We start from the raw sequence: 12,121 nt of genomic DNA, 5'->3' as shown, positions 1-12,121 counted from the left end.
TAGCTACAGGTCCTTGACCAGCCGCAGGGCATCGTAGATGGCCGCATGGGTATTGCGCGACGCCACTGCATCACCAATGCGGAACAATTGGAAGCGCCCGTCGGGGTTGCTGACAACGGTTTGCGGCTTGCCGACAATCAGGTCCATGTACTCCACGGCGCCTTCGTTGCTGGCCAAGGGTTTGAGTTCGAAATACAGCTCGTCCAGCGGCCGGGTGCCGTGGTTGACCACCACCTGGTCCACCAGGCGCGTTTTAGTCAGGTCGCTGTAATCGGTGCCGATCGTGGCCAGCAATTGGTCGCCTTGTTTCTCCACCGCCTTGAGCCGGTAGGTGACGGTAAAGGTGGTGTCCAGGTGCTGTAACGCGCGCATGTAGGGCACCAGGTTCATGCCCATGACTTCTGGCGCGAACGAACGGTCGGGGGTCATGATTTCAGTCTTGGCGCCACTGCGGGCTATGAACTCGGCGGCTTGCAGGCCGGCATGGTCGCCCGCATCGTCGTACACCAGCACATTGCGCCCAGGCTTCACATCGCCAGAAATGATGTCCCAGCTTGAAACCAGGTACTGATTGCCGTGTGCCAGCACTTCGGTGTGCGGCATGCCCCCGGTCGCCACGATCACCACGTCGGCATTTTCATCGAGCACAACCGCGGTGTCTGCCCAGGTGTTGAAGTGGAACGTCACGCCAAGGCGCTCGCATTGCGCCATGCGCCAATCGATGATGCTGATCATTTCTTTGCGCCGCTCGGACTGCGCGGTCAGGCGAATCTGCCCGCCGGGTTTGTCCGCCAGCTCGTACACCACCACCTCGTGGCCGCGCTCTGCTGCCACACGTGCCGCCTCCAGGCCACCAGGGCCGGCGCCCACAATCACCACTTTGCGCTTGTGCACCGCCTTGGGTATTTCATGGGGCATGGTGGTTTCACGCCCGGTCGCGGCGTTGTGGATGCAGTACGCAGCACCAGCGTTGTAAATGCGGTCCAGGCAATAGTTGGCGCCCACGCATGGGCGGATATCGTCTTCACGGCCTTCGATGATCTTGCGCACGATGTGCGGGTCGGTCATGTGCGCGCGGGTCATGCCGACCATGTCCACCAACCCCGAGGCAATGGCATGACGCGCTGTGGCCACGTCGGGGATCTTCGCTGCATGGAAGGTCGGGAAGCCGGTCAGCGCCCTGATTTCACCGGCAAAGTCCAGGTGCGGCGCATTGCGCATGCCCTGGATCGGGATGATGTCGGTCAGCCCGGCGTCGGTGGCGATATTGCCGCGGATCACATTGAGGAAGTCAATCATGCCACTGTCTTTCAACAGTTGAGAGATCTGCAAGCCCTCCTCTTTTTGCAGCCCACCGGCAAGCACTTCGTCCCCGGTGTAGCGGATGCCGACAATAAAGTCCGGGCCCACGCGTTTGCGAATGGCCGTGAGCACATCGAAGGTGAAGCGCAGGCGGTTTTGCAGCGAGCCGCCGTAAGGCCCTTCCAGTTCATTGGTCAGGGGCGACCAGAACTGGTCCATCAAGTGGCCGTAGGCTTGCAGCTCGATGCCGTCCAGGCCGGCGGCCTTCATGCGTTCGGCGGCATCGGCATAGTCGCGAATGATGCGGTCGATGTCCCAATGTTCCAGCTGCTTGGGGAAGGCGCGGTGTGCGGGTTCCTGATTGTGGGAGGGCGACACCACCGGTAGCCAGTCGCCTTTGTCCCAGCGGGTACGCCGGCCCAGGTGAGTAAGCTGGATCATCACCGCCGCGCCATGTTCGTGGCACTCGTCAGTCAGGTCTTTCATCCAGCCGACCACTTCATCCTTGTAGGCCAGAATGTTGTTGAACACGGGCGGGCTGTCACGGGAGATCGCGGCGGAGCCTGCGGTCATGGTCATGGCTACACCGGCTTTGGCACGCTCGACGTGGTAGGCCCGATAGAGCTTTTTCGGCATCCCGTCTTCCGGGTAAGCCGGTTCGTGGGACGTGGTGATGATGCGGTTGCGCAGGGTCAGATGCTTGAGGCGATAAGGCTGAAGTAGCGGATCGTTTTTCATATCGGTCTCGCAAACAGGTCATCAGGCAAGCCGACAATATGCCCCTCTGTACACAGGTGTCAATACTCTTGACGATGGTGTACAGTTGCCACAAACAGCAGATTGAAAAGGGAGAAATGCCCATGAAAGGCGCCACCTCAAAGGCGGAACCCGCAGGCCGAGGCTCACTGGAAAGCTGGCTTAATGCGGCCTATGAAAGCCTGACTGAGTCAGGTGTCGATGCCGTGCGCGTGATGCCGCTGGCAAAAAAACTGAATTTGTCGCGCACCAGCTTCTACTGGTTTTTCGAAGACCGCGATGCCCTGCTCGTAGCCTTGATCGAGCAGTGGAAAAACAAGAACACCTTCAACCTGGTGACCCAGTCCCAGGCCTATGCCGAGTCCATCACCGAGGCGATTCTCAACGTCTTCGACTGCTGGCTGAACAGCGAACTGTTCGACTCGCAATTCGAGTTCGCCATGCGCAGCTGGGCGCTGCAGTCACCGGAAGTGGCGCAGGAAATCGGCCAGGCAGACGCGCAGCGCGTCGAGGCGTTACGGCAGATGTTCGACCGTTTCGGCTTTGAAAACGATGCTGCGATTACCCGCGCCCGGTCGATCTACCTTACGCAAATCGGCTACATCAGCATGAAAACCCGGGAGCCGTTGGCTCAGCGCATGCGCTACATCCCCGAGTACCTGAAGATTTTTACCGGCAGGGAGCCGGAAGCCCGTGAGCTGGAGCGCTTTTATCAGCGCAACGGTTTTAGTAGTGCCGATTTGAGCGCCTGACAAACACCGGGGCCTTTGCAAGCTTCAGGATTTGCGCCCCTGTGGCCACGGGTTTGCCCGTGAACAGGGCGCAACCCGTGCCATCCGCTAGCCGTATTACCAGCTGTAACTCACCTTCGCCGTCACCTCACGCCCCGGGTTGTAATAGTTCGCCGTCCCCGAGCCCACCACATGCTGCTCGTCAAACAGGTTGCTGACATTCAGGGCAAGGTCAGTCCCTTTGGCAATCTTGTAGTTCAGCGCCGCGTCAAACAGCGTGGTGCCGTCGCTCTTCTTGGTGTTGGCAGCATCCATGTAATAGCCACCAACGTACCTGGCACCCAGACCAACGCTCACATCAGTGTTGGCAATGTCGTAGTAGCTCCACAGCGAAGCCGTATGCTTCGGCGCCACAGTGAATTCCTTGCCCTTGAGCGTACTGCCGTCATACAGCGCACCGCGCAGCACCTCGGTTTCCATGTAGGAATAGGCACCGATCAGGCTGAGGTTTTGCGTGACTTGCGCCTTGGCTTCCAGGTCCAGGCCACGGGCACGTGACTCGCCCACCGTCTGCTGCTCGATGATGCCGCTCGGCAGCACGACGGCGATGGTGACGTTTTCCTGGGTCAGGTCATAAACCGCGGCAGAGAAAAGCGCATCCATGCCCATCGGCGAATACTTCACGCCCACTTCGTACTGCCTGCCGGTCTGTGGGGTGACGCCAACCTGCGGCGGCGAAACCGATTCCACCATGCTCACATAAGTGGAGACTTCATCGTTGACGATGTAAGTCAATGCGCCACGGTAGGACGTTTCAGAGAAGTTGTCGCTTTGCTTGCTCACCCCGCCGACGTACTCCGTGCTGGACAGGTCCATGGAGTCATTACGCACACCCGCTGTAGCGATCAAGCGGTCATGGAAGGACAGGTTCTGCTGCAGGAACACGGCCTTGGTGGTGGCGTCGTTCTTCTTGCGGGTATAGGGCGTGATGCCGCCCGGCACGCCGGTGAACACTGGGTTGGCGATATCGATGGAGGGCGCCAGGCTGTATACGGAGCTCTGCTTGGTGGTGGAGTCGAGGTATTCCACACCCACCAGGGTGCTGCTGTCGATGTGCTCGAACTGGGCATCGTATTGCAGCATCAGGTTACCGTTGAGCTGATCGGCATCGCTGTCAGTTCCGAATACATAGCGCGGCAGGGTGGTACCAACCCGCGAAGCGCTGTCGCTCAGATAGACATAGCCAAAGTCATCGCTCAACTCGCTGTAGCGCAGGTTGCCGCGCAGCGTGAAGCCGTTATCGAAGTCGTGGGTGATGTTGCCGCTCAGGCTGGTGCGCTCGACATCGTGGAAGTTGTAGCCAGGCTCGCCGTAGAAATCGCTGCGGTCGTATTCCTTGTCCAGTGGGTAGCCACCGCTGTTTGGCGAGCTGTTGGTCTTCAGGTAGTCGAGGATCACCGTGGCCGAAGTGAAGTCGGTAGGCGCCCAGGTCAGGCCGCCCATCACGAAGCGGTTGTCGTCCTGCGAATGGTCGTACTCACGGTCGCTGTTCTGCATCTTGGCAGTGAAGCGGCCGGCCAGCGTCTGTTCGTCGTTCAGGGCGTCGCCTACATCGATACCGGTTTCGGCATGGTCATAGGAGCCGTAGGTCACGTAGCCCTGGCCAAATTTTTCGAAGCGCGGCTGTTTGGTCACGAAGTTGACCGAGCCGCCTGGGTCTGCCGGGCCGAACAGGGTGGAGTTGGCGCCGCGCAGAATTTCGATGCGCTCGTAGGCGAACGGGTCTTCGCGCACACCGCGCATCGAGCTCAAGGTCAGGCCGTCACGGTAGGTGGTGGCCTGGAAGCCGCGGATCTGGAAGTAGTCGTTGCGGTCGTCCGAGCCGTAGAAGTCGCTGACCACACCTGGGGTGTATTGCAGCGCCTCTTCAGTAGTGCTGACGCTGCGCTGCTGCATTTCCTTGTTGGTCACTACCGACACGGAGGCTGGCGTGTTGAGGATGCTGGTCGCCACCTTGCCGCCCACCCACAGTTCCTTGGCAACCACCGAGTGGGTGTCATCGTCGGCACTGGCCTTGACCTTGGCATTGATGATGACGGGCGCCAGGCGGTAGTCCTCGGTCGCGCCCAGCTCCAGCGGGCCGGCAGGCTGGGGTTGCGGTACCACCAGGTAGGCAGCCTGGCTTTGCTGCTCGGGCTGCAGGTCGGTCCCCTGCAACAGCCGCGCTAATGCCGACGGGGTATCCAGCGCACCCTGCACCCCTTGGGTATTGCGGTTGGCCACGCTCTGCGCATCGAACGACAGGCTGATACCCGCTTCACGTGCAAAGCGGTCCAGTGCGGGCGCCAGCGGGCCGGCAGGAATGTTCCACTGCTTGAGCGGGGTGTCGTGATCAGCGCTCAAAGGCTGCGCCAGCGACGGCAGTGCGTAGCTGCTGACCATCAAACCGAACAGTGCCGCGTGCAAGGCACGGCTCAGTGGATGGCGCTGTGGAACCGGGGTAGAACTCATTCTCTCGCTCCGTGTAAGAGGGTCGGCGGGGTGGCCTGTAATCCGGCCTTCTCTACAGGCCGGACGAGAATGAGAAATCACCTCATTTATTTTTCAATTCGGGACAAGGCCGTCGTGGCACCTCGCCTGATTCGGTAAAATCCACAAGGTCAAGCATCTATGGAGCGTCAAGAAATGGATTTCACTGCAATCATTAGCCAGCACTGGACAACCCTGAGTTGGTTCATCCCGCTCGTCGTTCTGCTGCTAATCCTCAAAAGGCCAGAAACCAAGGGGTACCTTGGTGAACTGCTGGTGCGCTATTTCGCATGGCTGAAGCTGGACGAAAACACTTACCGCCGCCTGCACAACATCACACTGGATACACCTGACGGCACGACGCAGATCGACCATGTCTTTGTCTCGATCTACGGTATCTTCGTGCTGGAAACCAAAAACATGAGCGGCTGGATCTTTGGTGGCGAGAAGCAGGCCCAGTGGACACAGAAGCTCTACAAACGCACCTTCAAATTCCAGAACCCGCTGCGACAGAACTACAAGCACCTGAAGGCATTGGAAGCGACACTGAACGTCAGCCCCGAGCACCTGCACTCAGTGATCACCTTTGTTGGCGACAGCACCTTCAAGACCGAGATGCCAGCCAACGTCACTCAAGGCAGCACGTTCATTCGCTACATGAAATCATTCGAGCAACCGGTGTTCAGCGAGGCCGATGTAGACGCCATGCTGCAAGCCCTGCAAACCGGACGCCGGGCACCAACCCTGGCAACTCATCGCGAGCATGTGCAGAACCTCAAACGCCGTAGCGACCCGAGCGCAGAACGGCAGTGCCCAAAGTGTGGCAATGCGCTGCTGATCAGAACCTTCAAGTCAGGCGCAAAGGTGGGGCAGCAGTTCTGGGGCTGCTCGGCATTCCCCAAATGCAGAACCATGCAGAGTCTCTAGCTGCTAACTCCTCGCTAAGGTCTGCCCTTTTCAGCTCTTGGTAGTGCTGCGCTAACCGCCCACCCATCACCCCATAACGCGCCAGCTGCCCTGCTGGCGCCACATGAAATCCTCGCAACTACCCGGAAATAATGGCCAATTGCCAAAATTTTTCCCGGGCCTCGCCATGTCAAAAAGTTGATACGCCAGCATTTTTGATACAGAATTAGAAACAGGATGCATTTTAGCGTATTTCAGTATGCTTTAAGCGAGTGCAGGGAATGGACGAATACACAACCTCCGAAGCGGGCACACCGCCGATCGATCAGCTGGACCTCACGGCACACGGCGTTCTGGGGCATTTTGCCAAGTCGTCGCGCAACGCCCAGCTGGTGGGTTTCCTGATGAGCATGGATCGGCTTGACCGCTGGGCGGTGGATTTCGATGAGGATGCCCCTGCGCAGCAGTTCGAAATCCAGTTGCTGATGCAAGAAATCCAGGCCTTCGTCGAAGCCTACGCACTCGTCCTGCACCAGGTTCCACAACCCTTCACCGAGCTGCTGGCCCACCTCACCTCTTCGCGCTGCATGTACCTGGTGCGGTATGTGGCACAGCGCAACATCGCATTCACCGGCGCGCTGGCCCCCCTGCTGGCTGGCGACTTGTCGCAGCCGGCAGAGCTCACGGCATTTCGCCGCCGGCTGGAGGCGTTCAGCAAGGCTCACCTGCTCAGCGAGATTTTCTCCGGGGAGCGGCTGCGCGAGATATCACAGATCATGGAGAGTTACGCAGATGTATGACGGACGACTGAACCCTGTCGCTGTGGCAGTGGGCAAATCTGTGGGCAAACGCGCAGTCATGGGCGGCGTGCTGGGGGCCTGGCTGTTGCTGGCCGGGCCGGCTGTTGCGGCAACCAGTAGCCTGGGCGCCACCTCCAGCAACTTGATTTCACAACAAGACTCGGTGGTGGCCGAAGCCATCAAGGCCGACGCCGAAGCCTGCGCCGAAGGCACCAAGGAAGGCACCATTGGCGCCTCCATCAGTGACGCACTGAAAATCCATACCGAGCTGGCGTCGGCAACGCCAAATGTCGAGTCGCTGTTCAGTGCCACGGCAGACTGCTTCGGCGGTTTGAGCAGCCTGTTCGACCTGTCCGGCTCGATCCCGAGCCTGGGGAGCATCCTGGCCTCGGCCCAGGCTGCCGTGCTGCAGTACGCACAGAAAAAGGTCTGCACCGCGATCCAGCAGGTTGCCTCGATGGTGACCAGCCCGATCAACCAGGCCATCGGCAAGGTCAGCAGTGGTACTTCTCTGGGCGACCTGAATGGCCTTACCAATGGCCTGGTCAGCAAAGGCATGAGCACGCTCGACCCACAACTGGGCAGCGGCTACCACAACGCCGCCGCCGGGTACGAGGCCACCTACACGGTGGATGTAAACCCGTTCAACTACGTACAGACCGACTTTGGTGGTGGCGCCAGCACCGGCAGCGGCACCACGACCGGCAGCGCGGCGGCAACCCGAGCCGTGGCACCGGCGCCCAGCCCCGCACCTGACACCTCTTCGAGCAGCACCGGCAGCTCCTCTTCCAGTAGCAGCAGCGGGTCATCCAGCTCGGCTGCCGGCCTGTTCAACTAAAGGGGGCCGGCAATGAAAAAAGTCGCGGCAGTTCTGGCCGTGGGCCTTGGGCTGGGGGCAACTGCGCTGCCGGCCCAGGCGCTGTCCTGGGCGTCGGTGCTGACCTTCATCAGCACCATGCAGACAGAAATGAGTGCCTGGTCGGTGACGGTCAAGCAGACCGCGCTGTCGGCCAACGTTGTCTCGCAAATGGACAGCGATTCGAAGAAGCAGCTTGCCAACGCGGTAGGGGCCATCGACATGTCCGACCGGGTGATGAAAGCCGCAACCTCGTTCGACTCCGCAGTCGGGCAGCCGGTGACCATCAAGTGCACCGCCCAGGAGCAGGGCAAGCTTTTCGTCGAGGCGGTATCACAGCGTGACAAGGATGCAGCGCGGCTGATGGCCACCTATGCCTCACAGCGGGTCGGCTCCAGGGCGGGTGCCGACCAGGCCACCCTGGCCATGCACCGGGATACCTATTGCACGGTGTCCGAAGCCAGGCAGGGTATGTGCGCGCTCAATGCCAACGGCATGCAGGGCTGGGACGTGGACTACGCAGGGCCGTTCAGCGAAAAGACCCTCGCCCCTGAAGGCGAGGCGGCAGCCTACGCCTATACCGCGATGATCACCGACCAACGTGCCGAAGCGCACATCGACTGCACCTCGGTGGCCTGCAATGACGCCCAGTCGCAACAGCTCGCTGCCTCGGCGATGAGCGCGATGGCTGCCAATTCTCTTGTTGGGCAGGTGACGGACCGTCGCGTGCCAATGCTCACAGGGCAGTGATATGAATTTTCGGCTCAAACTGGCCAGCATCGTCGCAGGCTCGACGATGCTCTCGAGTGTTTCGTATGGCGCGTTGTATGGCTTCGGCCCGGCAGAAGCCTGGACCAACGCCCAGATCGCAGCGCTGACAAAAAGTGTGTCCGCCAATATAACGGCCTTTGGCACGAGCTTCGGTACCCAGATGTCGTACAAGTTCGAGCAGATCATTTCGGCAGTGGCCATTGCCACCAAGCAGGAAGCGCTGTCTGCCAACGTGGTAGCAGACAACAACCGGCAGACATCCGAGCAACTGGTCAACGCCATCCGCGCCCAGCAGCAGAACACGGCCGTTGCCAAAGCCTACCTCGACTTCAACGCAGCGACCGGCCAGGGCTTTGACCCCTGCGGCACGGTGGCCAAGAACAAGTCGATGGACATCGCCTTCAGCACCATGGCGGCCAAGGCCAAAGCCTCGGTTGGTGAACTGGACGCATCGCCAGGGCGCCTGGTTGCCTCGACGGGCCAGGCCATGCAGCAACGGCTCAAGCAGCATCGCGACAAGTTCTGTACCGAAGCTGAAGCCAACGCCGGCCTGTGCACGCTTAGCACCTTGCCAGGCGGCGATACGAACGCAGCGTTGCTGTTCGAGCCCGCGGACGAAAACTCGCTGACCACCGAGGCACGCACGGCCTATATCCAGCATGTAATGGGCCCGCCAGATCAGGCGCTGAGCAAAGAGGCCGGTGCGACGCCTGCCGGTGAAACCTACATGGTGCAGAAAAATCGCAAGGACTCGCTGCTCTCGGTACCGGCCTACAGCCTGTCGATGATCAACGCAGCCAACACCCGCAGCGCGGGCTTCGGCAACAAGTCCCCCAATGAAGTGCTCAAGCTGCGTGTGAACCAGTACTTCGGTGGAAAGGAAGCGGAACAATGGTCAGGCAACCTGGCACGCCAGACCCAGCGCGGGTTGCTGGTAGAGGCGGCCAAGATGGGTGGGCTTGAGGTATGGATTCATCAGCAGCAGTACGAGCAGAACCAACGGCTGCTCGCCAACCTGGCAACGCTGGTGGTCGCCTCCTCCGACAGCCTCGATGCCACGCTGGAAGCGCGGTACCAGAAGGTATTGTCTGAAACCGCTGCACGGTCGGTGAAGTGAGGTAGCCATGAAAAAAGATTTCGACGAAACACGCGATGCGCGCAGATGGAAGGTTTCATTCGGCGTATCGTTGGCCCTGACCTCCACACTGGCCTGGGCCTATTGCCCACCGCAATACCAGGAAAACACCGTAGCCCCTGTGTTCTCGGCGGCTACCACGGCGCTCAACGCAGCCGTTTCTGCTGTCGATGCGTCCCTCTCCGCCTTGCTCGAAACCGAAAGCCAACGCCTGACATCGGCCATTGCGGTCATGACCAAGCAGAAAGCCCTTTCAGCCAACACGGTTGCCGAGGCCGGGCGCAATGCAGCGCAGCAGACAGCGACGGCACTCAACGTACTGGCCCAGACACAGCGGGTAAAACAGGCGCGCTTCGACTACGGCGGCGAGTTCGGGCAAGGCTATTCGCCCTGCAAGATCTTCTCGACCCGTACGCTGATCAGCAACCGGGATGCCGACATGGGCACCGAGGTTCGCCAGCGGGTCAAGGCCGAGATCGTGGCCGCACCGGGCACCTACGCCGAACCTATCAGCGCCCAGACGGCACTGATAGAAGCACGCAAGCCGTTCTGCACCCAGGACCAGGCAGACTCTGGCCTGTGCAAATCGGTGGGGACGATGCCGGGCGCCGACCTCACCGTCGCCACCTTGTTCGAACCCGCCATGGAAAACGAAACCCTGTACAAGGCAAAGGTCGGGTTCGTGAACAACGTTGCCGGCCTGCCAGACGGCCCGGTCCCGTCGTCGGCGGGCAAATCGTCTGCTGCCGAGGATTACTCCCTTTCCAAAGCCCGCAAGGACGCACTGGTTTCACCTGCGCTGTCCAGCCTCAAGGCGATCCAGCTCGACTACTCAGGCGTTGAAGGCAAGGAAACAGGTACCGACCTGCCGTTGGCAGTGCATTTCCGTAACGAAGTGAAGCGCTATTCGGGCAACACGGCGGAGTACGACAGCTGGGCGCGGGTCATGGCGGCACAGAACGAGCGTGGTGCATTGGTCGAGTTGCTGAAGATCAAGGCGCTGGACCTGGCCATCCAGGAAAAGCAGTACCGGCAGTACGAAAACATGGAAGCTCAGTTGGCGTCGCTGGTATCGATGAACGTCAGCACAGCTGGCGGCCAGACCCTGACCAGCAAAGCGGCAACGGATGCTGCCAGGCAGAACATGCAGCAGAGCGTGAAGTGACGGAGCGCAAGGGATGAAAAAAACGATCTTGCGCGGCGTTGTGACATTGGGCGTGCTGGCCTGCGCCCACAGTGCCGTTGCAGACACCTGCATGGTATCGCCAACCGACAAGGAAGTTGTTTCTGGTCGTTTCGGCAAATTCCGTGGTGGTGGCTCGGGCAACTTTGGCTCGGCCAACCAGAAAGCGCACATGCACGACGGCCTGGACTTTTCCACCAGTGGCGCGTCGCAACCGGTCTATGCCACCACCGAGGGCGAAATCACCTTCGCCGGGGCGCTAGGTTCTGCGGGTAACGCCGTGCTGATCAAGCGGGCCAACGGCGACATCGTCGCCTACTACCACCTCAGCGGCTTTGCCAACGGCGTAAAGCGCAAGGCCCAGGTCAAACCCGGGCAACAGCTGGGCCTTTCGGGCAATACCCCCAGTAGCTCGATGACCAAGCATTTGCACTTCACCTACGGCACCTCCACCAAAGACGCCGCCAGGGCCAAGGCATTCACCGAAAACGCACAGCGCGGGCCATTCAACCCCGCGCAGCTGCCACCGGTGTTCAAGCGTCAGGACGGCATTGGCTGGAAGACTGACCCGGCACCCTATTTCTGCCAAACTTACCCCATTCAGGATGGCCACCCGGAGCATCAGCGCATCCTGGGCAAGGATACCAAGGCACAGCACGAGATCCTGTTCGGCAATGTACCTTCAGGCGGCGTTGCGCCAGACTCCACAGCCGAGCCCGTGCAAGTGGCAGCGGCCAATGCCGATGCGGCGCTGGCAGAGGCTGACGGCAAGACGCCACCGATGTACTTGTCCGACGCCGATGGCTATGGTGCCTTGCCGACGCCACCCATCGGTGGTTACGACACCATGTCGGTTTCGGAAATGATGATGACCGAAGCCTCCCGACGGTTCAGCGATGCCGAGTGGAACAACAGCATCACCCATGTTTCCAGCCGCGCGCTATGGGTTGACTACAACCGGGCGATAGGTGTCAGCAACTACTTGTCGGAAGCGATTTATCGCAAAAAGGAAAAAGTTGAAGCATTGCTTGCCGTTTACGCGTCGCAGAAATTGGCAGGTCAAAGGGCACAGACCGAATGGGCGCACCAGCGTGCTCAGAAAGGAGCTGTGTCCAGATCCATTGAATAATGCGGCGCCCACGAAAGGTAAAC

At 60.2% G+C, this 12,121-nt stretch carries 10 protein-coding genes; 8 read left to right on the top strand and 2 right to left on the bottom strand.

Annotated features, from left to right (window positions below; translation table 11 throughout):
- Positions 1-3: 3 nt before the first annotated feature.
- Positions 4-2,040 (bottom strand): NADH:flavin oxidoreductase, encoded by a 2,037-nt coding sequence (locus tag LU684_RS17920; RefSeq protein WP_016489259.1) that lies wholly within the window; start codon positions 2,038-2,040, stop codon positions 4-6.
- A 122-nt stretch (positions 2,041-2,162) separates the two neighbouring features.
- Here LU684_RS17920 and LU684_RS17915 point away from each other — a divergent pair, with 122 nt between their 5' ends.
- Entirely contained in the window at positions 2,163-2,810 is a 648-nt protein-coding gene (locus LU684_RS17915) for a TetR/AcrR family transcriptional regulator (RefSeq protein ID WP_016489260.1), read from the top strand.
- 96 nt (positions 2,811-2,906) lie between these two features.
- Here the strand turns inward: LU684_RS17915 and LU684_RS17910 are convergent, their stop codons facing one another.
- Positions 2,907-5,300, bottom strand: coding sequence for a TonB-dependent siderophore receptor (locus LU684_RS17910; protein ID WP_232894876.1), 2,394 nt, complete (start codon positions 5,298-5,300; stop codon positions 2,907-2,909).
- 174 nt (positions 5,301-5,474) lie between these two features.
- Between LU684_RS17910 and LU684_RS17905 the strand changes: the two genes are divergently transcribed.
- The 7 genes from LU684_RS17905 (at position 5,475) to LU684_RS17875 (ending at position 12,098) form a co-directional block, all read left to right on the top strand.
- A complete protein-coding gene (locus LU684_RS17905) occupies positions 5,475-6,245 on the top strand; it encodes a nuclease-related domain-containing protein (RefSeq protein ID WP_060518504.1) in 771 nt (256 codons plus the stop codon).
- A gap of 260 nt (positions 6,246-6,505) precedes the next feature.
- On the top strand, positions 6,506-7,024 hold the full coding sequence (locus LU684_RS17900) for a type IVB secretion system protein IcmW (protein WP_016489263.1): 519 nt from the start codon (positions 6,506-6,508) through the stop codon (positions 7,022-7,024).
- Positions 7,017-7,862: a hypothetical protein gene (locus LU684_RS17895; protein ID WP_016489264.1), complete on the top strand. Its 846-nt coding sequence runs from the start codon at positions 7,017-7,019 to the stop codon at positions 7,860-7,862. Before LU684_RS17900 ends, LU684_RS17895 begins: the two co-directional genes overlap by 8 nt.
- Before the next feature lie 12 nt (positions 7,863-7,874).
- Entirely contained in the window at positions 7,875-8,630 is a 756-nt protein-coding gene (locus tag LU684_RS17890; RefSeq protein WP_016489265.1) for a hypothetical protein, read from the top strand.
- 1 nt (position 8,631) lies between these two features.
- On the top strand, positions 8,632-9,768 hold the full coding sequence (locus LU684_RS17885) for a hypothetical protein (protein WP_096426802.1): 1,137 nt from the start codon (positions 8,632-8,634) through the stop codon (positions 9,766-9,768).
- A 7-nt stretch (positions 9,769-9,775) separates the two neighbouring features.
- Positions 9,776-10,951 (top strand): hypothetical protein, encoded by a 1,176-nt coding sequence (locus LU684_RS17880; RefSeq protein ID WP_096426803.1) that lies wholly within the window; start codon positions 9,776-9,778, stop codon positions 10,949-10,951.
- 13 nt (positions 10,952-10,964) lie between these two features.
- The gene (locus tag LU684_RS17875; protein WP_095116520.1) at positions 10,965-12,098 is read left to right on the top strand and encodes a M23 family metallopeptidase; all 1,134 of its coding nucleotides are present in this window, start codon (positions 10,965-10,967) and stop codon (positions 12,096-12,098) included.
- The last annotated feature ends 23 nt before the right edge of the window (positions 12,099-12,121 follow it).

It is taken from the genome of Pseudomonas sp. NMI542_15 (assembly GCF_021283425.1).
Classification (GTDB): domain Bacteria; phylum Pseudomonadota; class Gammaproteobacteria; order Pseudomonadales; family Pseudomonadaceae; genus Aquipseudomonas; species Aquipseudomonas fortuita.
The sequence above is the reverse complement of the archived record's forward strand: the minus strand, read 5'-3'. Positions and strand labels throughout refer to the sequence as shown.